This window comes from Corynebacterium confusum, assembly GCF_030408715.1.
Classification (GTDB): domain Bacteria; phylum Actinomycetota; class Actinomycetes; order Mycobacteriales; family Mycobacteriaceae; genus Corynebacterium; species Corynebacterium confusum.
On the sequence record NZ_CP047202.1, the window covers coordinates 2,189,353 to 2,214,084 of the forward strand.

A 24,732-nucleotide genomic window follows, 5' to 3' on the forward strand; every position below is an offset into this window, starting at 1 on the left:
ATCCGCGACTTACACGTAGGGAGCACTCGTCTCACCGTGCTGATTCTGCTTTGCGCACTGCTAATCGCCTCGATCAGTGCGCCTATCCTCATTCACTATCTGGGTAGACCCGCGTTCGGTTTGCTCGCCCTCGTCCCCGGCGCCGGCTTCGTGTGGGTGCTCAGCCTCTTTGCTAACGGGACGTTTAAAAACGGCGGTTCCGTCGACGTCACCGTCGAATGGATGCCCGCCGCGCACCTAGCCTTCGACTTACGCCTGGACTCCCTAGCCGGGCTGTTCAGCCTGATCGTGCTGGGCGTGGGCGCGCTGGTCCTGGTCTACTGCTGGGGTTATTTCGACCAAACGCCGCGCCGCCTCTCGATGTTCGGCGCGCAGATGGTCGCCTTCGCCACCGCCATGTTCGGCCTGGTGGCCTCCGACTCCATGCTGCTGATGTACGTCTTCTGGGAGATCACCTCCCTGCTGTCGTTCCTGCTGGTCTCCTACTACGGCGAGCGCGCTTCCTCGCGCCGCGCCGCCCAGCAGGCGCTCATGGTCACCGTGCTGGGCGGGCTGGCCATGCTGGTCGGCATCATCCTCTTCGGCCGGCAGACCGGCATCTGGCGCTTCTCGGAGATCTCCGGGTTCGAGCAGATCGAGCTGACCCCGTACATCACCGCGGCCATCGTGCTGATGCTCTTCGGCGCGCTGACCAAGTCCGCCATCGCCCCGGCGCACTTCTGGCTGCCGGGGGCTATGGCCGCGCCGACGCCGGTCTCTGCCTACCTGCACTCCGCGGCCATGGTCAAGGCCGGCATCTACCTGGTCGCCCGCCTGGCCCCGGACCTGCAGGTAGTAGACACCTGGCACCTGGTCATCATCCCGCTGGGCGTTATCACCATGCTGCTGGGCGGCTGGATGGCGCTGAAGCAGAAAGACCTCAAGCTCATCCTGGCCTACGGCACGGTCTCCCAGCTGGGCTTTATCACCGCCGTGGTGGCCATCGGCTCCCGGGAAGCCATGCTGGCCGGCCTGGCGCTGACCTTTGCCCACTCGCTGTTTAAGGCGCCACTGTTCATGGTGGTCGGCGCCATCGACCACACCGCCGGCACCCGCGACATCAACGAGCTGTCCGGCCTGGGCCGCCGCCACCCGGCGGTCTACGGCCTGGCGATCGTCTCCGCGCTGTCCATGGCCGGCATCCCGCCGCTTTTGGGGTTCGTGACCAAGGAGGCGGTCATCGAGTCCGTCATGCACGAGCAGCTGCTCGTCGGCATGCCGCGCAACATGCTGCTGGTCGGCGTGGTCTTAGGCTCCATCCTGACCATGGCCTACGCGCTGCGCTTCCTCTGGGGCGCTTTCGCCACCAAGCCGGCCAGCCACCCGACCGGCGGCGGCACCTCCGAGGCGGTGGAGAACATGCACGCCATCGGGCCCATGCTCTGGTTCCCACCGGCCGCGCTGACCGCCTGCACGGTGGCCTTCGGCGTCTTCCCGCGCCCGCTGTCGGATCTCATCAACCAGCACCTGGACAACGTCTACGGCGCGGACTCGGAGGCGACCTACCTGGCGCTGTGGCACGGCTTCAACCTGCCCCTGGCCATCTCCGCGCTGATCATCGTCTGCGGTGTCGCCATGCACTGGCAGCGCGGCGTGTTCGCCAAGGCCCAGCTGGAGCACCCGGCCCTGGGCTCGGCCGACGTGGCTTACGATGCCACCATCGACGGCATCCGCAACCTGTCGCTGCGCACCACCGCCTTCACCCACCGCGGCTCCCTGCAGATGAACCTGACCATCATCTTCGCCTGCCTCATGCTGCTTCCGGCGGCCGCGATCGTCTCCGGCGGCCTCAACGACGTGCGCATGGTCGTGGCGGCAAGCCCCTGGCAGGCCATCGCCGCCATCATCATGATCGTCGCGGCCATCGCGGCGACCGTCACGCACAACCGCCTGTCGGCCGTGCTGATCGTCGGCGTGTCCGGCTACGGGCTCTCCGCCATCTTCGCCCTGCAGGGCGCGCCGGACCTGGGCCTGACCCAGCTACTGGTCGAGACCCTCATCGTGGTGCTGTTCATGCTGGTGCTGCGCAAGATGCCGGCCAACGTCGAGTGGCGCCAGGGACCCCAGCTCAACCGGCTGCGGGCCTGGCTGTCGGTGGGCGTGGGCCTGACCGTGACCATCGTGGCCATGTTCGCCATCAACTCCCGCACCGCGGATCCCATCTCCGATCCCATGCCGGAGCTGGCCAAGGAGATCGGCCACGGCGCGAACGCCGTCAACGTCCTCCTGGTCGACATGCGCGCCTGGGACACCATGGGCGAAATCACCGTGCTGGTCATCGCCGCCATCGGCGTGGCCTCCCTGATTTTCCGCACCCAGTCCTTCGAGCGCGACTCCCGCCGCCCGACGCTGCGGGTGACCGGCCGGCGCTGGCTGGCCGCGGAGGTCGAGACCGAGCAGGCCCTGAACCGCTCGCTCATGATCGATGTCTCCACCCGCATCCTCTTCCCGCTGATGATGGCCCTGAGCTTCTACTTCTTCTTCGCCGGGCATAATGCCCCGGGCGGCGGCTTTGCCGGCGGCCTGGTCGCCGCGCTGGCGCTCACACTGCGCTACCTGGCCGGCGGCCGCGAGGAACTGGAGGAGGCCCTCCCGGTCGACCCGGGCCGACTCATGGCCACGGGCCTGTTCGCCTCCCTGGCCGCGGCCATCGTGCCGATGTTCTTCGGCCGCCCGCCGCTGGCCTCGGCCTACGGCTCCCTGGACATCCCACTCATCGGCAGCGTGTCCTTCCCCTCAGCGCTGGTCTTCGACGTGGGCGTCTACCTGATCGTCATCGGGCTCATCCTGTTCATCCTCTTCTCCCTGGGCGGCAAGCTCGACGAGGAGGAAGAGGTCCGTAAGCAGCGCGCCCGCGACCGGGCCCGCTCGCTGGCCCGCCGCCAACGCCAACGCGAAAACGCAAAGAACAAGAAGGCCGCGGCGGCCCGCGCCCAACCGGCCAAGGCGGCGCACCACCAGTCGACCGCCAACGACATCACCAACCGATCCACCGGAAAGGAGAAATAAATGGAAGCGAACCTGTTCTTGCTGCTCGCCACAGGCGTGCTGATCTCCGCCGGCGTCTACCTCCTACTCGACCGCGCCATGACCAAGATGATGCTAGGCCTGCTGCTCATCGGCAACGGCGCCAACCTGCTCATCCTGCAGGCCGGTGGTTCGGCTGGCTCCCCGCCGGTGATGGGCCGCGAATCCGCCCAATACGGCGAGAAGATCGCCGACCCGCTGGCGCAGGCGATGATCCTGACCGCCATCGTGATTTCCATGGCCATGACGGCCTTCATCCTCACCCTGGCCTACCGCCAGTACCGCTACCGCACCGCCGACGTCATTGAGGACGACGCGGAGGATGCCGCCATCGCCAAGATCGCCGCCCGCCCGGGTAACGCGGCGGCCGCGCCGGACCACGACGCCTCCGACGACCCAACCACCGGCCGCGCCACCAAGCACGGCGACCAATTCGGCCCGAAGTTCTTCGAGGAGCCCGTGAAGGGGGCCAAGGATGAGTGAGACTTTCCAGGCCATAGTCGACTGGGCCCTGCCGAATATGGGCTACATCATTCCGCTGCCCATTTTGATCCCGGCCCTGGCCGCCGCGGCCGCGATGATGTTCGCCAAGAAGCCCGGCGTCCAGCGCCAGATCGCGTTCTTCTCCCTACTGGTGACAGCCGCGGTGAACGCGGTGCTCATCATCGTCGCCGACGCGGAGGGCATCCAGACCGTCCAGATCGGCGGCTGGGACGCGCCCGTGGGCATCACGCTGGCCGCGGACCGGCTGGCCTCGGTGATGCTCTTTACCTCCTCCATCGTGCTTTTCAGCGTGATGTGGTACGCCATCTCCCAGGGCGTGCGCGACGGCTCCAAGGACGAGCCGGTGGCGGTCTTCCTGCCGACCTATATGTTGCTGACCATGGGCGTGAACGTCTCCTTCCTGGCCGGCGACCTGTTCAACCTTTACGTCGGCTTCGAGATCTTCCTGGTGGCCTCCTACGTGCTGCTGACCCTGGGCGCCTCGCCCGGCCGCGTGCGCGCCGGCGTGGGTTACGTGATGGTTTCCATGGCGTCGTCGATGATCTTCCTCTTCGGCATCGGCATGGTCTACGCCTCCGTGGGCACGGTCAACCTGGCCCAGATCGGCATGCGCATGGAGGACATCCCGGCCGGCACGCAGACCGCCATCTACGGCGTGTTGCTCATCGCCTTTGCGATTAAGGCCGCCATCGTCCCGCTGGACGCCTGGCTGCCGGACTCCTACCCCACCGCCCCGTCGCTGGTGACCGCGGTCTTCGCGGGCCTTCTGACCAAGGTCGGCGTCTACGCGATTATCCGCATGCGCACCACGGTGTTTACCGACGGGCGCCTGGACACCCTGCTGATGTGGGTCGCCCTGGCCACCATGGTGCTGGGTATTCTGGGCGCTATCGCCCAAAGCGATATCAAGCGTCTGCTGTCATTTACCCTGGTCAGCCACATCGGCTACATGATCTTCGGCGTGGCCCTCGGCACCGCCCAGGGCCTGTCCGGCGCGATCTTCTACGCGGTCCACCACATTCTGGTGCAGACCTCCCTGTTCCTGGTGGTCGGCCTCATCGAGCGCCAGGCCGGCACGTCTTCGCTGCGCCGGCTGGGCTCGCTTATCTACTCGGCCCCGCTGATTGCCATTCTGTACTTCATCCCGGCGGTCAACCTAGGCGGCATCCCGCCGTTCTCCGGCTTCATGGGCAAGATCCTGCTCCTGCAGGCCGGCGCGAACGAGGGCTCCTGGCTGTCCTGGGTACTCATCGCCGGCGCCGTGATCACCTCCCTGCTGACCCTGTACGTGATGATGCTGGTCTGGTCCAAGGGCTTCCTGCGCGACCGCGCCGATGCCCCGGAGGGCAACGTGGCCATGGCCCGTCCCTCCCCGCTGGGCGATATCACCGACGAGGTCGCCTACTCCGACCGCGAGGACGTCGGCAAGCTGCCGCTGGGCATGGTCGGCTCCACCGCGCTGCTGGTGGCCGCCTCCACGGCAATCACTTTCCTGGCCGGCCCGATCTCCGGGATCACCTCGCGCGCCGCCGAGTCGGCGCAGGACACCTCGATCTACCAGTACGCAGTGCTGGGCGACAACGCGGACAACCCGACCCGGCACCTGGACCAGCGCGAGCGCTACCGCGGCGGCCAGGATTCCCTGGAATCGCGCACGCACCCGCTGCCCGAGCCGGAGCCGGGGATTGCCACCAGCCCGAACGACATCGACGAGTCGGAGGAGGAAGAGTAAATGACTCATCCCACCAAACCCACCTTTTCCCGCCGGCTCAGCTACCGCTTCCGCCCGGGCTTCCTGCTGGCTATCACCGTCATGTGGGTGCTGCTCATGGGCGAGGTCTCCATCGCCAACATCGTCGCCGGAATCGGCGTCGGGCTGATCATCATGGTGATTTTCCCGCTGCCGGCGATGCCCATCAACGGCCTGTCGGTATCCTGGGGCAGGCTTTTTAAGTACGCCTTCACCTGGACCGGGGAGCTCTTCCAGGCCTCGCTGAAGGTCGGTTGGTTGGGCGTGCGCCCCCAGCCGAAGCCGCGCAGCGCCATCCTGAACGTCCCCATGCGCGTGGAGAGCGAATTCGTTCTATCCTTTGCGGTGATGCTCTACAACCTGCAGCCGGGTGGCACGATCACGGATATCGACATCGCCAACCGCATGCTGACCGCCCACGTCCTGGACGCGGACACGGACGCCGACATCGCGCGCGAGATCGACAACATCCGCAAGCTGGAGGCGCACATGATCGATATCTTTGAAAGGAAGGTGCGCTAGATGGACCCGACAATCTACAACATCGTCTTGGCGGGCGCCGCCGTGCTGTTCATGGCCGCATTCCTGATGACCACCTGGCGGATCATCGTCGGCCCGAACTCCATGGACCGGCTCATCGGCATGGACGGCTTCGTCGCCATGTTCCAGTGCGCCATGGCGGTCTATATTTGCTGGACGCTGAATACCACCGTGGTCAACTCCATGCTGGTCGTGGCCCTGCTGGGATTCATTTCCACGGTCTCAGTCACGCGCTTTAGGAAGAGGGATAACCAGTGACTTATTCGCTCATCGCCGATATTGTCTCGCTCATCCTCATCGTCTGCGGCGCGCTGCTGGTCTTCTCCGCGGCCGTGGGCGTGGTGCGCTACAAGGACACCATGTCCCGCGTTCACTTCGTGACCAAGCCCCAGACCGTGGGGCTCATCCTGACCATGCTGGGCGCTCTCATTAGGGTGACCGGCTCCGAGACCTTCGGGGTCGCGGAGCGCGGAGACCTCGGCATGCTCTTCCTGCTGGTACTCTTTGCGATGATGACCAGTCCCGTTACCGCGCAGCGCATGTCCCGTATTGCCCGGCGTGAGGGTCTGTACGGAAAGGAAGACGATATGACGCGCAACGACCGACCGGCAGGCAAATCCATGCGCCGGAAGTAGCAGGCACGCCACCGTGAAGAAAATCTACGGTCTGCACACCGTCGGGCTGGTTTTCGTGGCCCTGACCTGGTGGGCCTGGCACCAAATCGCCCCGGTGCGGGAGCAATCCGCCTTCGTGTGGCGGATGCCCCTGGACCTGGCGATCTACCTCAAAGGCGGTGCGGAGGTCGCCCAGGGGCAGCCGCTCTACGACGGCCCGCTTGTTTTTGATCTCCCCTTCACTTATCCCCCGTTCGCCGGCGTCGTCTTCGCCGGCCTCGATCCCTTAAGCGACAACGCGACCATGGCGCTGTGGCACGGCGCGACCTTCCTGGCGCTCTTTGCCGTTGTCGCCCTGGCACTGCGGGAGCGCGGCCTGCGGCTGGGGGTGCTCGGGGTTGTCGTTTTCTTGGTATTCACCCTGACCACCGTCAACCTGGAGCCCATCCACGGCACGGCCTTCTACGGCCAGATCAACGTCTTCTTGATGTTTCTGGTCGCGCTCGATTTCCTGCCGCGGAAGTTCCGTCTGGCCGGGATCGGCACCGGCCTGGCCGCCGGTCTGAAGCTCACCCCGGCGTATATGGGCCTGATTTTTGTCATCCAGCGCCGCTGGTGGCACGCGGTAATCTGCGTGCTGACCTTCCTGACCACCGTGGTGGTGGGCCTGGCGGTGGTAGGCGACGGCATGCGCTTTTGGGCCGAGTCGATGTTCGAGTCCTCGCGCGTGGGCGCGCACACCAACCCGGGTGCGCAGGCGCTGCGCTCGGTGCTGGAGCGCGCCTTCGGCGTGGCCGGCGGGCCGGTCTGGCTGGGCGTTGTCGTGGTCGTCTTCGTGCTGACCTGCGCCGCGGTCTACCTGGCCAGCCGCAGCGGGAACAACACGCTGGCGCTGGCCTTTACGGGCTTGAGCTCCTGCCTGGTCTCCCCGTTTAGCTGGTACCACCACTTCGTCTGGGTGGTGCCGCTGAGCATCGGCTTTTTCGCCTGGATCAACCAGACCCTGGGCCGCAAGTTGCGCGGCACCGTCCTGCGCGAGCAGGTAGTCGGGCTGGTCTCCGTCGCCGGGCTCTGCCTGGTCCTGGCCCCGTTCGTGGGGCAGCGCAGCTTCCCCTGGTTTGCTTACCGCACCCTGGACGGGCTGGAGGGCACCTGGCCTGCGCTGGTGTTTTCCTGCTCGCCCATCGTCTTCATGCTGGTCTACGTCATCTACCGGCTCATCCCGCGCGCCCAGGTCGACGAGGGCCCAGACACCCAGGACCTGCCCGTGGTCACCGGCCGGCACCGCGCGGTCTAGCGCACCGGGCGCTTGTTCTCCATCTCCTGGCAGGCTAAGTCGACTGCGCCGACCCAGCTGCCGGTGGATTCGAAGATGGCGCGCTGGCGCTCGTAGCCGGCGCCGCCGTCGATGATCTCGCTGATAAGCTGCAGCTCTTCCCCGCAGCCCAGCTCGCGGCTTAGGTCGGCTAGTTCCTCTAGGAGATCGGCCAGTTCGTCCTTGACCCAGCGCTCGTCCGTCTCCCGCGAGGTAATGACGAGCGCGTCCATGCCGTAGCGCGCCCCGCGCCACTTGTTCTCGGCCACGTGCCACGGCTGCAGGGTGGGCAGCTCTTCCCCGGCCTCCAGCATGCGGTCGTAGTGGACGACCAGGCAGTGGGTGAGGGCGACGATGGCGGAGAGCTCGCGCAGATTGCTCGTGGCGTCGGAGACGCGCACCTCGACCGTGCCCCACTTGGAGGCCGGCCGGATGTCGAAGTGCATGGAGCCGGTGTGGTTAATGACCCCGGAGATCGCCTGATCCCGCATGTAGTCCTGCCACTGGGACCAGGTGGAGAACTGGTACGGCATGCCGGCGGTGGGCAGCTGCTGGTAGAGCATGGTTCGGTTAGAGGCGTAGCCGGTATCGATCCCCTCCCAGCCCGGGGAGGAGGCGGAGATGGCCAGCAGGTGCGGGTACGTGGTCATCAGCGCGTTGATGATCGGCCAGACCTTATCCTCGTGACTGATCCCGACGTGGACGTGGGTGCCCCACAGCAGCATCTGCTGGCCCCAGTACTGGGCGCGGTTGATGATTTCGCTGTAGGCCTGCTTCTGCGAGACCGGGTTTTCGCGGAAGTCGGAAAACGGGTGCCCTCCGGAGGACCACAGCTTGACCCCCATCTCGTCTGCCACGGCGCGGACCTTGTCCAGGGTGCCGCTTAGATCCGCCATAGCCTCCGGCACGGTGTGGGTGATCCCCGTGACCAGCTCGACGGTGTTTTGCAGGAATTCCTTTTCCAGGCGGACGTCCGGGTGCGCGGCACGGACCCGGTCGATGAGCTCGGCGCCACGCGGGACGAAATCCCGCGTGGCTGGATCCACCAGCGCGATCTCCCACTCCACGCCCAGGGTGGGCTCGGCGGAGCGCGCGAATTTTTCTTCCGGGATCTTCACGCGTCAATCGTATCTATTCGGCGTTAGAATCCGTTAGCTGCCGCGCCTTTTAATTCTTTCTTTACGCGTATTTAGGCGTCGGTGACCACCACGGTCAGCCCGCGGCCTTCCGTGGCCTTGTCCGGCAGGCTGTCGATGTTCTCGCGGGCGATGCCACCCAGCCCCGAGGCGATCTTGCGGGCCTCGGCCTCCGCGGCCGCGTCGCCTTTGGGGAAGAAGACGGTGGTCTCCGGCAGGACTTCCTCGGGGAAGTTGCCGACCTCGCCTAGCTCGTAGCCCTTGCCCTCCAGGTCGCGGGAGACGCGATCGGCCAGGCCCTGAGTCATGGAGTTATTCAACACGCTGACCTTCTTCGGAGCCGGCTGCTCGGCCGGGGCCGGGTTGGCCTGCTCCGGCTGACCCGCCGCCGGGGCGGAGTCCTCGGTCGGGGCCGGCGACGGGGCATCGCTGCTGCGCTCGGCGTCGGCGTTCTTCTCCTGGCTGGACGCGGACGCGGAGGTGGTCGGGCCCTCCGCGCCGCCGGCGGGGGCGGAAGAGGTGGCGGCGGCCGGGTTGGACTCTTCGTCCCCGCCGCCCTGGGTCAGGGCGTAGAGGGCCCACAGGCCCAGCACGACGGCGACGGCGATGAGCACCATCGCGAAACCGCGCAGGGGCAGACTGGTCGAGGTGGCGTCGTTCTTCTCCTGATTCACATTAGTCACAGAACTAACTTTAAACCCCAGGAGTTTCATTTTGTTGCGCGGCGCGCCGAATTTCTTCGCGTTGGCTGCGCACCCGCCGCAGCCGGCCCACCAGCACCGGCGCGTATTCCTGCGCCGCCGGCAGATCCAACAGCGCGTTGAGGCGCTGGTGGTAGCGCACCGGCGTTAGATCCAGCTGGGCGCGGATGGCCTCTTCCTTGCGCCCGACGGCGCGCGGGGCGTGCGCCTCGAAGTCTAGAATGGCCACGTCCTGCTCGGATAGGCCAGACAGGTCGGGTAGGTCAGATTGCGCGGACATGCTTAAACTGTAGAACATGAGTATTCGCCCCATCGTGATCCACGGCGACCCCGTGCTGCATCACCCCACCGAAAAAGTCATGGAAGACATCGCTAGCCCGGAGTTCCAGCAGATCATTCGCGATATGCACGAGACCATGGACGCGGCCCACGGCGTCGGGCTGGCCGCCAACCAGATCGGGATCAACAAGCGCCTGTTCGTCTACCACTGCCCGGACACCGACGGCCCCGACGGCACGGAGAAGGAAGACGGCGGGATGCGCCGCGGCTGCGTCATCAACCCGGTGCTGGAGACCTCCGACATCCCCGTGACCATGCCGGCGGACGACGGCTCCGACGACGAAGGCTGCCTGTCCGTGCCGGGCGAGTCCTTCCCCACCGGCCGCGCCGACTGGGCGCGGGTGACCGGCCAGGACGAAAACGGCAACGACATCACCGTCGAGGGCTACGGCTTCTTCGCCCGCTGCCTGCAGCACGAGGTCGGCCACCTGGACGGGTACGTCTACACCGACACCCTCATCGGGCGCTACAAGCGCGCGGCCAAGAAGGCCATCAAGCGCGAGGGTTGGAACGTCGCCGGGCTGACCTGGACCCCGGGCGTGGACGAGGATCCCTTCGGCCACACGGACGGTGAGGACTAGGCCGTGGGCTTCGCGTTTCGCTCCGACTCGGTGGAGGTAGGCGACCGGGTCGTGGCCCGGCGCGAATACGCCGGCGGGGTCAAAAGCGACGTCATCGGGCACGTGCAAAGCCTCGACCCGCTGGTCATCCGCCCGCAGCAGGTGGGCGGCTACCCCTCCGACAAGGAGGCAGTGGAAATCGCCCCGGGGGAGCTGAAGATCATCAAGAAGCTCTCCCCTCGCACCATCCGCAACTCGGATATCCGCCGCGTCGAGGAGGCCATCGCAAACGCCTACCCGGAGGCCCACCAGCAGTGGTCGGCGGACGGGCAGTGGCTAATGCGCGCCTCCGGCTCGGTGCCACTGGGCCCCTCGGCCGGTTTCACCCCCATGCCGGCCACCGAGATCCTGGACCACGCCGGCCCGCGCCTGCTGCTGCCGGAGCGCATCGGCAAAAACGGCCTGCCGCACTCCCGCCCGGTGGGCCCGGAACTGGTCTGCTACGTCGGCGAGCTGCCCGACGAGACCAGCGCCGAAAACACCGACACCGCGCCCGCCGCCCTGGGCACTGCCGGCGACGACACGGTGTGGGTGGTTGTACCTACCGCCCCGGCCAGCACGGCCGAGCTGCGCGAGAAGCTGCGCTGGGGCCGGACCCAGGGCGCGAGCCGCGCGGTGGTGGTCCTGGAGGTCCCGGATGCCCCCGCCCGCGCGATTGCGGCCGAGTGCGGCCTGGATGAGCACCATCGGCGCCGGTTCGCTACCCTGTAAATCATGCGCATAGCCACCTGGAACATCAACTCCGTCCGCACGCGGGCCGAGCGCGCACTGGCCCTGATGGACGCCCACGACATCGACGTGTTATGCCTGCAAGAGACCAAGGTGGCCGATGACAAATTCCCGACCCAGGTTTTCGAAGACGCCGGCTATCACGTGGCCCGGCACGGCCTGAACCAGTGGAACGGCGTGGCCATTATCAGCAAGCAGGCCCCGGAGGAGACCTACGAGGGCTTCCCCGGCCAGCCCGGCTTCGCCAAAGACCCGGACAAGGAGCAGGCCCCGGAGGCCCGCGCGCTGGGCGTGGTCATCCGCGGCGTGGAGATCTGGAGCCTGTATTTCCCCAACGGCCGCGAGATCACCGATCGCCACTACGACTACAAGCTGCAGTTCTACTATGCGCTGGCGCGCTACGTGGAGCAGCGCTCCCACCGCAAGCTGCTGCTGACCGGGGACTTCAACGTCGCCCCGCGCGACGAAGACGTCTGGGACCTGTCCGTTTTCCGGGGCAAGACCCACGTGACCGAGCCCGAGCGCGCCGCCTTCCAGATGCTGCTGGAGGCCGGCACCCAGGAGGTCACGCGCCAGTTCACCCGCGAGGAGCGCTGGACCTACTTCGATTACAAGGGCATGCGCTTCCAGAAGGGCGAGGGAATGCGCATCGACTTCCAGCTGGCCTCGCAGCCGCTGGCCGAGCGGGTGCGCTCCGCCGCGGTCGACATGGCCGAGCGCGCGGAGAAGGGCACCTCCGACCACGTGCTGCTGATGGCGGACTACGACCTTCCGGACTTCGACGCGGTGCGCTAATGAGCCTCAGCATTGATCTGACCTTCTGGCAGGCCTTCTTCATGGTGCTGGACTACGTCATCAAGGCCGTCGCCATCGGCATTGTCCCGGAGGGCCGCCGCCCGTCCAGCTCGAATGCCTGGCTGCTGGCCATCCTGTTGCTGCCCTTCGTGGGCCTGCCGCTGTTTTTACTGATGGGCTCGCCGTATATCAACCGGCGCCGCCACCGCATCCAGCAGGAGGCGAACGAGATGATAGACGACATCACCGCCGCCACCCCGGATCACCCGGAAGACCGCCTGCCCTCGGAGGTTGAATCCCTCATCCACCTCAACCGCGAGCTGACCGGTTTCCCCTGCCTGGTCGGCCACAACCAGGGCCTGCACGCGGACTACGACGAGTGCATCCGGGCGATTGCCCGCGCTATCGATGCCGCCGAGGAATACGTCTACGTCGAAATCTACATCCAGTCCTGGGACGAGGCCACCGACGTCTTCTACCAGTCCCTGGCCCGCGCCCGGAAGCGCGGGGTGGAGGTCAAGCTGCTACTCGATCAGATAGGCAGCATCAAGTACCCGGGCTATTTCAGCTTCGGCAAGAAGCTCAACGCCATCGACGTCGACTGGCGCCTCATGCTACCCATCCAGCTGCACAAATTCCGCTTCCGCCGGCCTGATCTGCGCAACCACCGCAAGCTCGTGGTCATCGACGGCCATACCGGCTTCCTAGGCTCACTGAACATTATCAAGCGCCAGTACAAGACCGAGGACCGCGCCTGGATCGACTACATGGTCGAGCTAACCGGCCCGGTGGTCACCTCCCTGGCTGCCGTCTTCGCCGTGGACTGGTACCTGGAGTCCAACGAGACCCTGGGGCTGAAAGAACTACCCTACGACGACGCCTGGGACGCGGACGCCAACTTCTTGCAACTCATCCCCTCCGGTCCGGGCTATACCACGGAGCCGAACCTGCGCATGTTCAACTCCGTGGTGCACCACGCCAAGGAGCGCCTGGTGATGGTCTCGCCCTATTTCGTCCCGGACGAGTCCCTCATGGAGGCCGTCACCACCGCCTGCTACCGCGGCGTGCGGGTGGAGCTCTATGTCTCCGCCAAGGCCGACCAGTTCATGGTCAACCACGCCCAATCCTCCTACTACCAGACCCTGCTAGAAGCCGGCGTCCACATCTACCAATTCCCCGAGCCCTACGTCCTGCACTCCAAGTTCACCCTCGCCGACCCGGACGAGCCGGCCAATACCTCCACCTACCCGCTGGCCATGTTCGGCTCCTCCAACATGGACATGCGCTCCTTCGGATTAAACTACGAGTCCACCATGCTGGTAGCCCGCGGCGACCTCATCGACCAGCTCAACCAGCTAGCCGCCAACTACCGCGGCGTCTCCCACGAGCTGACCCTCGAGGAGTGGAACACCCGCGGCTTCTTCCGCCGCTACGTGGACAACGTCATGCGGCTGACCTCGGCGCTGCAATAAGCCGCTATGAATAAAATTACCCCCGGTACAAATGTCCTGCCTTGAACACCGTCTACTTTTCCGGAAAAAATTACCCCCTAATACGTTTGTCTTAATTTTTCAGTAACCTTTGCTGAGACGTTTCCATCGGGATTACCTACCCCGAGCGTCCCCTCTCTTAAGGAGTATTCTTTGTTCCCCCCTCCGTAAAGCAAACGGCCTTCTAGCCTCTGCACTAGTCCTCGGAAGTCTTTTCACCGCAACCTCAGCAACTGCCCAGGAATTCGACGAGGAGTTTTTCAGCCCAGAAGGTGTCTCGTACAGCCTGGAAGAACTACAAAATAACCCTGAGGTAACCTTGGTCGAAATCCCTGATGAGACCGAAGACTCCCTGACCTTCTTCGCAAATCCCAACAAAGCTTCTGGGCCCGGCACTAATCAGATTCGCTCCTGCTACGTTGCCGTGTGGCACCCCAGCCAAAATCCCTCCACCCCTTGGGTCGGAGTCCAGGGCCAGCGAGCCGGGTGTTCCCACACAGCCGGTTTTCGACTTGAGCTCTACAAGGAGCGACCCGGTATTATTCCCGATAAATATCTATCTGGCACGGGCGGCCACAACAACATGACAATTCGGACGGCTGCAAAGTGCGCTGGAAACGGACGCTACTACGGCAAAGTCGTCACCGACTATCGCACTACCGTAACAAGTGACAAAATCCGCCTCTGCTAGGACCTAACTTCTCGTCCATGAAGCTCATAAGTTATCAATCCTTGAATTTACCAGGGACTACAGTACCGCATTCAGCTCGCGCCCGCCGGATCGAGCTTAGCCTACTGGCCTGTCAAGCCGTTCTGGTTCTAACGTGTAGTGCCGTTCTTAGCATGCGGTATGCAGATGCTTCACCGGAACATTTGTATAAGCTGCTCGGAATCTATTCCGTCAGCTTGCTTGCTATTCACCTGCTGCTATGCCGTTTTGCACCTGACGCAGACCAGCTCCTTTTCCCGCTGTGCGCGACGCTTAACGGTCTCGGATTGATATTTATCATTCGCTTAGACGCTTCTACCGGCAAAGAGCTGGCCGGCCGGCAGATCCTCTGGACTCTGGTCGGCTGCCTTGCCTGCGCGGTTTTCCTCTTGTTTATAAGCAACCCGCGTTCTCTTGCCCGCGTTTCCCACATTGCGGGACTAACCGGGTTAATCCTTCTAGCTTTACCACTGGTATGGCCACAACCTACTGCTGCGGATGCCCGAATTTGGCTAAAGCTTGGCCCCTTCTCCATCCAACCCGGTGAATTCGCCAAGATACTATTTATCCTTTTCTTTGCAATTCTATTTACTCAGAAACGCGCCCTGTTCACCATTGCTGGAACTAAGATTGGCCCCCTTAGTTTCCCACGCCTGCGGGACCTCGCCCCGATCTTTCTCGTATGGGCACTAGTACTGCTTATCATGGGGGCCTCCAATGACTTCGGCCCAGCACTACTGTTCTTCCTAACCGTCCTCGGCATGCTTTATATCGCCACCGCACGAGTATCATGGCTGCTCATCGGTATAGCTCTGACAACCGTCGGTTCGGTCCTAATTTATGCGGTTTCCGACAAGATCCAGCAGCGCGTATCTAATATGCGCGATCCATTGGCAAACTACTACACCATCGGCAACCAACTCTCGGAGTCCCTTTTCGGACTCTCCAGTGGCGGGATAACCGGTTCGGGATTGGGTAGCGGTCACCCCGAACTCATTCCCCTAGCCCATTCCGACTTCATTCTCGGTGCTGTCGGGGAAGAACTCGGACTCTTCGGACTTGCGGGCGTGCTTCTTATTTTTTCCTTGCTTAGCTCTCGCATCTTTCGGATCGCCCTCCGCGCTTCCCATACTTACACCAAACTGATGACCGCTGGATTCGGACTCACCCTTACCCTCCAAGTCTTCATCATCACTGGCGGTATCTCCGGACTCATCCCCATGACCGGGCTAACCACTCCTTTTATGTCCGCCGGAGGATCTTCCATCATCGCGAACTACATCATGCTCGCCTTACTTCTCCGCATTTCCCACTATGAAAAGAGCAGCTCCTAAGTCACGCCCATCAGTGACGCATCAACATTGCTAGAGTGGGGAGCAGAAAGTTCAATCCCCGTTCGCTTTTTATAAGGAGCATCATGTCCAAGTCTTCCAAGCCGACCCTTGGCCACCGTCTCGCCTCCGTCGTGCTGCGCGCTATCCCGGGCGCATACATCCTCAACTCCGGCATCGGCAAGCTGGGCCTGCGCGGGGAAAGCGCGGCTGGCCTGCGTGACTTCGCCGCCACCGGCGTCCCGGCTCTGGGCGATATGGATCCGGATACCTTCGGCAAGTTCATCTCCTACTCGGAGATTGGCGTCGGCGGCGCCCTGCTGGCCCCGTTCATCCCGAACCGCCTGGCGGGCCTGGCCCTGACTGGCTTCTCCTCCGGTCTGTTGACCCTGTACTTCAACAACGACAACATGACCCAGGACGACGGCATCAGCCCGTCCGAGGACGGCACCGCCATCGCCAAGGACAGCTGGATCCTGGCCATCGGCCTGGCCCTTATCGCCCTGGGCAAGGGCAAGAAGTAAAACTACTCGCCCACATGCCAGCGCGTGGCGGCCAAGGCGGCGGCCGCCGCCACGCCCGCGCAGGCGCACATGCCCAGTGACATCGTCAGCAGACGATCACTGCCCAGCCCCATCAGCGGGCTAACCAGCCCGCCCAGCAGTGACTGGACCCCGCCCATCACGGCCGAGACCGAACCGGCCTTATCCCGGCGCAGGCCCGTGGCCAGGGCCGCGGAATTGCCCATGATGAACCCGGTGGGCGCAACGCAGAAAAACAGCGCGACCAGCACCACCCCGCCGCCGGCCCCCAGCGAGATGGTGGCCAGGAGCACCGCGTTCGCGCAGACGCTTAAACCCACCCCGGCGCGCAGCATCACCTTCGGGCCGTGGCTGTCCACCAGCCGCATATTCACCAGGTTCGCAGCCAACAGGCCCAGCGAATTCACCGCGAAGACCAGCGAGTAGCCGGCCGGGCTAAAGCCCAGCACGTCCTGAATGACAAAGGGCGAGGCGGAGATGTAGCAGAACATCGCGCTAAAGCCGAAGGACATCGAGCCCAGGTAGCCCAGGATCGCCGGGTGGGACAGGACCGTGGCGTAATTGCCCAGCACCTGGCCCAGCAGGCGGCCCTGCCGGTTCCGGCCGCCGGTTTCCGGCACGACCAGCCACGCCAGGAGCAGCTGCACCACGTGCAGGCCCACCAGCACCCAGTAGATGCCGCGCCAGCCGATGGGCTCGGCCAGCAGGCCGCCGATGATGGGGGCGAGCGCCGGCGCGATGGCCTGGATGGCCATGAGCAAAGAAAAGCCCGGGCCGCGGCCTTGCCGGCCAAAAGGTCCGGCACCACCGCGCGAGAGAGCACCACGCAGGCCCCGCCGCCCAGGCCGTGCAGGAAGCGGGCCGCGACCAGCACCCCGATGTTGGGGGCCAGCGCCGCTAGCACCGATGCGGCCACCGCCCCACCGCGCCGAACAGGAGCAGGGTCTTGCGCCCGAGGGCATCGGAAAGCGGGCCGAAAAACAGCTGGCCCGCCGCCAGGCCGACGAAGAACGCGGTCAGCGTGAGCTGGACCCACGCATCCGCCACCCCGAACTCCGCCGCGATGGCGAGCATGACCGGCAGGTACACATCCGTGGCGAAGGCGGCCGTGGCCGACAGCAGCGCCAGGGACAGAAGAAGTGAATAGGGCACGGTTTCCTAGACTAAACCGTGCAGGCCTTAGGTGTCGCGCTTTTGCAGCAGGAAAACGCCCAGCAGCCACAGGCCACCGGCCCACAGCAGGAAGATAACCAGGTTCATCCAGTTGGCGTCCCACACCGCCTTTTCCGGCACGGTCTCAAAGATCCAGTTCTGCAAGGCCGTAAACGGCATGAACGGGGCGATGTGCTCACCAATTTTCGGCAGCTGCCCGATGAACTGGTCGATGCCCAGGTTCAGGATCAAGCAGATGGCCACGGTGCCGGCAGTCTGCCGCAGCAACAGGCCCATGCCCTGGGAGAACAGCACCATCGCCGCCATCACCAGCGGGTAGACCCAAAGGAAGCGCCGGGCGCTCTCACTGTTCCACGGGTCATAATCCGGGGCGACCTCGCCGGCAATGGCCTGGGTGAGCAGGTAGACTCCCACCAGCGCGATGAATACCAAAAGAGCGGAAATTACCGCGTACATGACCAGCTTGACCACCGCCACCATCGGGCGGTTCGGGTTGGCCATGTAGACGTTGGTCTGGATGTTGTAGCGGTATTCGGTGGTGATGATCATGATGGACTGGATCATCAGCACCGGCAGGCCCAGCATCCAGACGGCGGTGGCCGAGGACTCCGGGGTCAGGAACATGGCGGTCTCCGGCGTCTGCCGGGTAACAGACGCGTTCAGGGCGCTCCAGCCCCAGGTCAGCAGGAAGAACACGGCGCTGGTGAGCCAGAACGACCGCGTGGTAATCAGCTTGGTCCACTCTGCGCGCAAAGTATTAACGAGCATCGTCAGCCCCCTCAATCTGGCCGTGGTATTGGACCGCGTGGCCGGTCATTTCCATGAAAGCGTCCTCCAGCGAGGCGCGGTGCAGCGTGAGCTCGTTCAGCGGCACGCCCACCGAGTACGCCAGCTGCCCGATAAGGTCCGTGGCCTGCTCCGGGATAACCAGCGTGGGCCGGCCCTCCTGGTCCTGGCTGTGCTGGTAGGTGATGTTCTCCTCCTCCAGCGCGTTGGTGAACGCGTCTAGGTACTCGGAGCGGACGATAACCTGCGAGGCGGCGTGCTCCTTGATGAAGTCGTAGGTGGACTGGTTGGCCACCAGCTGGCCGCGGCCGATGACCACCAGGTGGTCGGCGGTCATGGACATCTCCGACAAAAGGTGCGAGGACACCAGGATGGTGCGGCCTTCCTGGGCGAGCGCCTGGAGCAGGTCGCGCACCCAGCGGATGCCCTCCGGGTCCAGGCCGTTGACCGGCTCGTCCAGGATCAGCACGCCCGGGTTGCCCAGCAGGGCGCTGGCTAGGCCCAGGCGCTGCCCCATGCCCAGCGAGAAGCCGCCGGCCTTCTTGCCGGCCACGTCGGACAGGCCCACCAAGCCCAGCACCTCGTCCACGCGGCGGGTGGGAATGCCGTTGGACTGCGCCATCCACTTCAGGTGGTTGGCTGCCGAGCGGTTCGGGTGCACGGCCTTCGCATCCAGCAGCGCGCCGACCTCCCGCAGCGGGTTCTTCATCTCCCGGTAGCTCTTGCCGCCGATGCGGGCCGTGCCCGCCGTCGGCCTATCCAAGCCCAAGATCATGCGCATGGTGGTGGATTTGCCCGCACCGTTGGGTCCCAAGAAGCCGGTCACCATTCCGGGGTTGACCGTAAAACTTAAGTTATCGACGGCGCGGACCGACTTATACTGTTTAGTCAGCCCGTTCACTTCAATCATGCCCACTAGCGTGCCACAATTCGGTCGGTTTTACCTGCCCAAGGCACGCGCCGCGCGGCACAAATCCGCGTAAGCGGAGCGGAAGGCGGTCAGCAGCGGCAGCTGTTCGACCTCACCGAGCGGCACCCAGCGCAGCTCCAGCGATTCCTCATTAGGCACGGTGTCCAGCAGATTTCCGGTCTTGGTCCGGGCCAGGACCGAGGTATAGGTCCAGCCGCCAGGCAGCTCTGGGCGCGCGGGGTTGGCCGGGTAGGGGCCGGCGGTAACAATCTCATCAATAATTTCTATGTCCCCCGGGTCGATGGTGCATTCTTCGACCGCCTCGCGCACCGCCGCCTGGCTGGCGGTTTCGTGCAAGTCCCGCGCGCCGCCGGGGATCCCCCAGGTGCCGCCCTGATGGGTCCACTGCGCGCGGTGCTGGAGCAGGACCCGCGGGCCCTCGGCCAGCAGGAAGAGACCGGCCGCGCCGTAGAGTCCCCAGGCGGGTTTGCCGCCAGGGCCCGCTGCCCAGCCGTCGCCGCTTTCGGGTTTGCCTGCCACATTCATCACCCTCCATGCTATAACTTTTGGCAAAACCCCGTGGACAGGTGGCGTAGCACACAGCGGAAAGGCTATTCTAGATGAATGACCGGTTCCGGGGCACCCAGCTTGATGCGGCCACGCCGCAGGAAACCTAAGTCGACCCAACCCACCGAGCACGACTCCCAGTTCGCCGGGGGCGACCACTGGCTCGACGACCTCACGGCCCCAGCAGACCCTGCCTTCAACCCGGCCACCCACCTGGCGATGTCCACCTTCGCCGGGCCCGCGCGCCTGGCCCGCCGCATCTGGTCCTTCTTGGAGACCACCCCCGGCAAGCTTTTCACCGTCACGGTGATTCTCACCCTGGCCATCGCCGCGGCCGGCATCTCCATGTCCAATTCCTCGGCCGCCCGGCAGGACAACCTGGACACCCTGCTGTCCACCACGGAGCCGATGTCGAACTCGGCCCACAACCTCTACACCTCCCTCTCCCTGGCGGATACCGTGGCCACCACCGGCTTCGTCCAGGCCGGCGTCGAATCGGACGTGAACCGGCAGAAGTACAACGACGCGATCGACCGGGCATCGGTAGCCGCCACCGAGTCCATCCTGGGCACCTCCGACGACGACCAACGCATCCGGGACCTGGTCGGCTTCATCCAGCGCGAGCTGCCGGTCTATACCTCCATGGTGGAAACTGCCCGCTCCAACCACCGCGCCGGCAACGCTGTGGCCAGCGCCTATATGTCCAACGCCTCGACGCTGATGCGCGAGGAGATCCTGCCCGCCGCCGACGAGCTTTTCCAGCTGACCAGCCAGAAGGTCTCGGACGAGCGCCGCGAGCTCACCCGCCCCCAGTGGGTACCGCTGTCCGGCCTGGTGGCCGCCGTCTTCTTCCTGGTGCTGGCGCAGTGGTGGCTATGGCGGCTAACCCGGCGCCGCTTCAACCGCGGCTTTGTCACCGCCACCGGACTGCTCACCCTGGCGGTGCTGTGGGTGGGCCTGTCCAACCTGGCGACCTGGTCCGCCGGCATGCAGGGCTTCGAGGACGCCTCCCGTCCGTGGGACGCGCTGACCAATTCGCGCATCGCCGCGCAGCAGGCGCGCACCTCGGAGACTCTGGCCCTGGTCAACCGTCAGTCAGAGCAGAAGACCGCCGTGACCTTCGACGAGACCACCGAATCCATCTCCCGCGCGCTGGAGGACTACGCGGCCTCCGAGTCGATCACCACCGAGTCCGAGCTTGACCGCGACGACCTAATCCGCGGCGCCCAGCACTCGCTGGAGCGCTGGGCGCAGTCCCACGAGGCGCTCCTCAACGCGCTCAGCGAGGGCCGCTACGACGACGCCATCTTCCTGGCCACCGACCCCAACCCGGGCGACACGCTGCCCGGGGAGACCTCACCCACCAGCGCCGCCAGCTCCTTCAACGAGCTCGACAGCACCCTGGACCAGCTCATCACCGATGCCCGGCGCGCCATGCGCCTGCACATCCAGGAGGGCCTGACCGCCATGACGCTGGTCTCCAGCGCGGTCATGCTGCTGACCGTGGCCGCGGTGATTTCGGTCTGGCTGGGCATCCGCGCCCGAGTGCAGGAGTACCTCTAATGCTAAAGCGCACGAAAGCCCTGCCCGCGCTCCTCAGCCTCCCGCTACTGCTGGCCGGCTGCGTAAGCCACTCGGCCGAGCTCGCCCCGACCAACGAGATCGACCGCATCCTCCCCGACCACACGCAGCGGGAAAAGCCCGGTCCCCCGCTGCCCGCCGGCGCCTACTACGAGCCCGCCGATGCCGAAGCCGCCGACGCGGACTCCCGCGGCAACCCCGCGGGCTCCTGGCGGCCGGACGACAAGGACGCCAAAGAGCGGGTTCCTGACATTGTCAAGCGCGGCCGGGTGATTGTCGGCGTGGACCAGTCGCACAACCTGCTTAGCTACCGCGACACCACCACCGGGCAGATGAGCGGCTTCGAGGTCGACCTGGCCCACGAGATCGCTCGCGATATCTTCGACGATCCGTCCAAGGTAGATTTCCGCTTCCTCTCCTCGGCCGAGCGCGTGGACGCACTGGAGTCCGGCGAGGTCGACATGGTGGTCCGCACCATGACCATCAACGAAGAGCGCCAAAAGCAAGTGGAGTTTTCCACGCCCTACCTCGACGCCTCCACGCGCCTGCTGGCACTAAAGTCCAGCGGCATCGACTCGCTCGAGTCCACCGCTGGCAAGCGGGTCTGCGCCACCGCGGGCTCGACCTCGCTCAATCAGGCCCGCCTCCACCTGCCCGACGCCCAGCTTTTGATCACCCGCTCCTGGGGCGACTGCCTCATGGCCCTGCAGCTGAGCCAGGCCGACGCCGTCATCACCGACGACACGCTCCTGTCCGGCATGGTGGATCAGGACTCCTACACCGAGATCGTCGGCGAGCCCATGTCCACCGATTCCTACGGCGTAGGCATCAAGAAATCCCGCCCGGGAGACGACACCCGCCCACTGGTCCGGCAGGTCAACTCCACGCTGGAGCGGCTGCGCCGCGACGGCACGTGGGCGCGCCTCTACAACGAGTGGTTCGGCCCCTACCTCGCCCCTGCCAGCCCGCCGGCCCTGGACTACCGCAGCGAAGACCCCGCAGACGATTCCGAGGAGGCACGCAATGACTGATCGCTCCGATCACCTGGAACCGGGCCCGGATTCCGACCTGGACGCCGCCACCGCGGCCGTGCCCTTCGATCCCTTCGCCGATGACGAAGGCGAGACCGGCACCGCCGCCGTGGCCTTCGACCCCTTCGCGGACGACGAAGACGACGAATTCGCCGCGGACTCCGACAACATCGCCGCGCTGATCAAGGACCTGGGCAACCTGCGCGACAAGAAGGCGCGCGACTCGCAGCAGGTGGCGGATACCTCGCAGCGCTCCCGCCAGAAGGCGCTCGACACCTTCCGCTCTAGGCGCGCGACCCGCCGCCGCGACCGCGAGGTCGCCGACGGCATGGTCCACCTGCCGTTCGTCTCCCCCAGCAACCCACGCCAGGCGCTGCTCGACGTGGACGAAGTCGTCGAGCGCAAAAAGATGCCACGCCCGCAGCTTAGCCCCGGCGACATGGTGGCCAGCCAGTACGAGATCTTGGGCGTTATCGCCCATGGCGGAATGGGCTGGATCTACCTGGCCAACGACCACTTCGTCTCCGGGCGCGTGGTCGTGCTCAAGGGCATGCAGGCCCACAAGTCCGAGGACGAGACCGCCGCCGCGGCCGCCGAGCGCGAGTTCCTGGCGGACATCACGCACCCGGGCATCGTGAAGATTTTCAACTTCATCGACGACGCCCGCGTGCCTGGCGGCTTCATCGTGATGGAATACGCGGGCGGGCCCTCCCTGCGCAGCCGCCGCAACGCGCAGCCGGGCAAGGTGCTGCCCATCGACATCGCCATCGCCTATATCCTGGAGCTCTTGCCGGCCCTGGACTACCTGCACTCGCGCGGAGTGGTCTACAACGACTTGAAGCCCGACAACATCATCGTCACCGAGGACCAGGTCAAGCTCATCGACCTGGGCGCGGTCTCCGGGATCGGCGCCTACGGCTTCATATACGGCACGCAGGGCTTCCAGGCCCCCGAAGTGTCCACCAAGGGGCCGTCAGTGGCCAGCGATATCTACACCATCGGCCGCACCCTGGCGGCGCTGACCATCGACCTTCCCAGCGAGGACGGCATCTACCTGCCCGGGCTGCCGAGCCCGGCGAAGGAGCCGCAGTTCCGCCGCCACCTGTCCTTCTATCGGCTGCTGCTGCGCGCCACCGAACGCGACCCGGACAAGCGCTTTAACAACCTGGGCGAGCTGCGCACGCAGCTCTACGGCGTGCTGCGCGAGGTCATCGCCGTCCGCGACGGCGTCCAGCACCCCTCCCAGCACTCGCTGTTTTCGCCGCAACGTACCACCTTCGGCACCAAGCACCTGGTCTTCCGCACGGACCAACTCATCGACGGCATCGACCGCACCGTGCGGACCACCGCCCCCGAAGTGGTCTCCGCCCTCCCGACCCCGCTGCTGGACCGCAGCGACGTCGGCGCCGCGCTGCTACAGGGCGCGTCCTATACGGAGCCGCAGGAGGCCCTGGAAACACTCCGCCAGGCGATGCAGGCCGACGAATACGAGCAGTCCGCCGAAATCCCCCTGGGCGTGGTGCGCTCCATGCTCGACCTCGGCTACACGGGCCAGGCCCGCAGCTGGCTGTCCTCGCTGGAGCAGCGCCTGGGCGGCGACTGGCGCTTCGAGTGGTATTCCGGCGTGACCGCGCTGCTGCTGGACGACTACGCCGAGGCGCAAAAGCACTTTTCCACCGTGCTCAGCCTCCTGCCCGGCGAGGCCGCGCCGAAGCTGGCGCTGGCCGCTATCAACGAGCTGCTCCTCCAGCAGCTGGGCTACGACGGCTCCTCCCTGCTCATGCCGAAGGTCGCCCGCGCCTGCGCGGGCCAAGACCTCAGCCTGGGCGACCTGCCCGACGAGGACTTCGCCGGCCAACCCGAGCTCTGGGAACACATCACCCAGGACCCCGGCGTGCTGCGGTTTAACTCGATGCGCCTCTACGGCCTGGTCTGGGCCACCAACCCGACCACCGTCTCCTCCGCCTTCGGCCTGGCCCGCCAACTACGCGCCGAGCACCAGGTGGAGATGTCCGTCAACACCCTCGACCGCGTGCCCAACGCCTCCCGCCACCAGCGCATGGCGCGGCTGACGACGGTTCTGCAGCTCATCTCCCACTCCCTGACCGAGCCCCGCGTGCGCCGCGCCGCCCGCCGCTTGGAGGAGATCCCCACGAACGAGCCGCGCTTTTTGCAGATCAAGGTCGCCGTGCTCTCCGCCGGGCTGACGTTCCTGCGAGATCACCAGCTCACGCACGCCGCCAGCCCGAACGACCTGTTCGAGTACGCCTTCACCCAGCGCGGACTGCGCTACGGGCTCGCCGACACGCTCCGCGCGCTCGCCCGCCAGGCCCCCTTCTCCCGGCACCGCTACGCGCTGGTCGACCTGGCGAACCAAGTGCGGCCGGTAACGACGTTCTAGTTTCGTTTGGGGCCGAGTACGGGGAACTTATCGACCTTTGCCGCCGGGCTAGTCCGCAACCTTCACCTTAACCCTTTGACCAGCTGTTTTGAGTTTTGGAAT

Annotated in this window: 24 protein-coding genes; 16 read left to right on the forward strand and 8 right to left on the reverse strand. The window is 65.4% G+C overall.

Annotation, left to right across the window (positions count from 1 at the left end):
* Positions 1-36 precede the first annotated feature (36 nt).
* From CCONF_RS10165 to CCONF_RS10195, 7 genes are read left to right on the forward strand one after another with little or no spacing between them, the layout of a single operon-like run.
* Positions 37-3,048: a Na+/H+ antiporter subunit A gene (locus CCONF_RS10165; RefSeq protein ID WP_290223357.1), complete on the forward strand. Its 3,012-nt coding sequence runs from the start codon at positions 37-39 to the stop codon at positions 3,046-3,048.
* Complete coding sequence (locus CCONF_RS10170; RefSeq protein ID WP_290223359.1) at positions 3,049-3,549, forward strand: Na(+)/H(+) antiporter subunit C; 501 nt, start codon at positions 3,049-3,051, stop codon at positions 3,547-3,549.
* Positions 3,542-5,302: a Na+/H+ antiporter subunit D gene (locus CCONF_RS10175; RefSeq protein WP_290223362.1), complete on the forward strand. Its 1,761-nt coding sequence runs from the start codon at positions 3,542-3,544 to the stop codon at positions 5,300-5,302. Before CCONF_RS10170 ends, CCONF_RS10175 begins: the two co-directional genes overlap by 8 nt.
* The gene (locus CCONF_RS10180; protein WP_290223364.1) at positions 5,303-5,842 is read left to right on the forward strand and encodes a Na+/H+ antiporter subunit E; all 540 of its coding nucleotides are present in this window, start codon (positions 5,303-5,305) and stop codon (positions 5,840-5,842) included. It begins immediately after the preceding gene.
* Positions 5,843-6,118 carry a monovalent cation/H+ antiporter complex subunit F gene (locus CCONF_RS10185; protein ID WP_070768689.1) on the forward strand — a complete coding sequence of 92 codons (276 nt, stop codon included), beginning with the start codon at positions 5,843-5,845 and terminating at the stop codon, positions 6,116-6,118.
* On the forward strand, positions 6,115-6,495 hold the full coding sequence (locus CCONF_RS10190; protein WP_290223367.1) for a monovalent cation/H(+) antiporter subunit G: 381 nt from the start codon (positions 6,115-6,117) through the stop codon (positions 6,493-6,495). The genes CCONF_RS10185 and CCONF_RS10190 overlap by 4 nt, the downstream gene beginning before the upstream one ends.
* A 13-nt stretch (positions 6,496-6,508) precedes the next feature.
* Entirely contained in the window at positions 6,509-7,771 is a 1,263-nt protein-coding gene (locus CCONF_RS10195; RefSeq protein ID WP_290223370.1) for a glycosyltransferase 87 family protein, read from the forward strand.
* Here the strand turns inward: CCONF_RS10195 and CCONF_RS10200 are convergent.
* The 3 genes from CCONF_RS10200 to CCONF_RS10210 form a co-directional block, all read right to left on the reverse strand.
* Positions 7,768-8,907, reverse strand: coding sequence for a glutamate--cysteine ligase (locus CCONF_RS10200; protein WP_290223373.1), 1,140 nt, complete (start codon positions 8,905-8,907; stop codon positions 7,768-7,770). The two genes, CCONF_RS10195 and CCONF_RS10200, sit on opposite strands and share 4 nt — an antisense overlap.
* Positions 8,908-8,978: 71 nt before the next feature.
* Positions 8,979-9,608, reverse strand: coding sequence for a LytR C-terminal domain-containing protein (locus CCONF_RS10205; RefSeq protein WP_290223375.1), 630 nt, complete (start codon positions 9,606-9,608; stop codon positions 8,979-8,981).
* Between the two features lie 10 nt (positions 9,609-9,618).
* Positions 9,619-9,924 (reverse strand): DUF3263 domain-containing protein, encoded by a 306-nt coding sequence (locus CCONF_RS10210; protein WP_290223377.1) that lies wholly within the window; start codon positions 9,922-9,924, stop codon positions 9,619-9,621.
* Here CCONF_RS10210 and CCONF_RS10215 point away from each other — a divergent pair.
* The 6 genes from CCONF_RS10215 (at position 9,923) to CCONF_RS10240 (ending at position 16,163) form a co-directional block, all read left to right on the forward strand.
* Positions 9,923-10,546, forward strand: coding sequence for a peptide deformylase (locus tag CCONF_RS10215; RefSeq protein ID WP_290223379.1), 624 nt, complete (start codon positions 9,923-9,925; stop codon positions 10,544-10,546). The two genes, CCONF_RS10210 and CCONF_RS10215, sit on opposite strands and share 2 nt — an antisense overlap.
* A 3-nt stretch (positions 10,547-10,549) precedes the next feature.
* Positions 10,550-11,296, forward strand: coding sequence for a GNAT family N-acetyltransferase, cg3035/Rv0428c family (locus CCONF_RS10220; RefSeq protein ID WP_290223381.1), 747 nt, complete (start codon positions 10,550-10,552; stop codon positions 11,294-11,296).
* A gap of 3 nt (positions 11,297-11,299) precedes the next feature.
* Positions 11,300-12,109: an exodeoxyribonuclease III gene (locus CCONF_RS10225; protein WP_290223384.1), complete on the forward strand. Its 810-nt coding sequence runs from the start codon at positions 11,300-11,302 to the stop codon at positions 12,107-12,109.
* Positions 12,109-13,581, forward strand: coding sequence for a phospholipase D-like domain-containing protein (locus CCONF_RS10230; RefSeq protein ID WP_290223386.1), 1,473 nt, complete (start codon positions 12,109-12,111; stop codon positions 13,579-13,581). Before CCONF_RS10225 ends, CCONF_RS10230 begins: the two co-directional genes overlap by 1 nt.
* Before the next feature lie 861 nt (positions 13,582-14,442).
* Positions 14,443-15,642: an FtsW/RodA/SpoVE family cell cycle protein gene (locus tag CCONF_RS10235; protein WP_290223389.1), complete on the forward strand. Its 1,200-nt coding sequence runs from the start codon at positions 14,443-14,445 to the stop codon at positions 15,640-15,642.
* A gap of 83 nt (positions 15,643-15,725) precedes the next feature.
* On the forward strand, positions 15,726-16,163 hold the full coding sequence (locus CCONF_RS10240) for a hypothetical protein (RefSeq protein ID WP_290223391.1): 438 nt from the start codon (positions 15,726-15,728) through the stop codon (positions 16,161-16,163).
* 2 nt (positions 16,164-16,165) lie between these two features.
* Here CCONF_RS10240 and CCONF_RS10245 read toward each other — a convergent pair whose 3' ends face one another.
* The 5 genes from CCONF_RS10245 to CCONF_RS10265 form a co-directional block, all read right to left on the reverse strand.
* Positions 16,166-16,936 (reverse strand): MFS transporter, encoded by a 771-nt coding sequence (locus CCONF_RS10245; protein WP_290223393.1) that lies wholly within the window; start codon positions 16,934-16,936, stop codon positions 16,166-16,168.
* A gap of 142 nt (positions 16,937-17,078) precedes the next feature.
* On the reverse strand, positions 17,079-17,333 hold the full coding sequence (locus tag CCONF_RS10250) for an MFS transporter (RefSeq protein ID WP_290223395.1): 255 nt from the start codon (positions 17,331-17,333) through the stop codon (positions 17,079-17,081).
* 27 nt (positions 17,334-17,360) lie between these two features.
* The gene (locus CCONF_RS10255; RefSeq protein WP_290223397.1) at positions 17,361-18,122 is read right to left on the reverse strand and encodes an ABC transporter permease; all 762 of its coding nucleotides are present in this window, start codon (positions 18,120-18,122) and stop codon (positions 17,361-17,363) included.
* Complete coding sequence (locus CCONF_RS10260; RefSeq protein ID WP_290223401.1) at positions 18,112-19,050, reverse strand: ABC transporter ATP-binding protein; 939 nt, start codon at positions 19,048-19,050, stop codon at positions 18,112-18,114. The genes CCONF_RS10255 and CCONF_RS10260 overlap by 11 nt, the downstream gene beginning before the upstream one ends.
* Positions 19,051-19,080: 30 nt before the next feature.
* Positions 19,081-19,596 carry an NUDIX domain-containing protein gene (locus CCONF_RS10265; protein WP_290223403.1) on the reverse strand — a complete coding sequence of 172 codons (516 nt, stop codon included), beginning with the start codon at positions 19,594-19,596 and terminating at the stop codon, positions 19,081-19,083.
* A 105-nt stretch (positions 19,597-19,701) separates the two neighbouring features.
* On the opposite strand from CCONF_RS10265, the gene CCONF_RS10270 reads away from it, so the two are divergent.
* The 3 genes from CCONF_RS10270 to CCONF_RS10280 are packed head-to-tail and all read left to right on the forward strand — an operon-like array spanning position 19,702 to position 24,630.
* The gene (locus CCONF_RS10270) at positions 19,702-21,180 is read left to right on the forward strand and encodes a GlnX family signal transduction membrane protein (protein ID WP_435384106.1); all 1,479 of its coding nucleotides are present in this window, start codon (positions 19,702-19,704) and stop codon (positions 21,178-21,180) included.
* Positions 21,180-22,229, forward strand: coding sequence for a glutamate ABC transporter substrate-binding protein (locus tag CCONF_RS10275; protein ID WP_290223407.1), 1,050 nt, complete (start codon positions 21,180-21,182; stop codon positions 22,227-22,229). The genes CCONF_RS10270 and CCONF_RS10275 overlap by 1 nt, the downstream gene beginning before the upstream one ends.
* Entirely contained in the window at positions 22,222-24,630 is a 2,409-nt protein-coding gene (locus CCONF_RS10280; RefSeq protein WP_290223409.1) for a serine/threonine protein kinase, read from the forward strand. The genes CCONF_RS10275 and CCONF_RS10280 overlap by 8 nt, the downstream gene beginning before the upstream one ends.
* Positions 24,631-24,732: the final 102 nt, after the last annotated feature.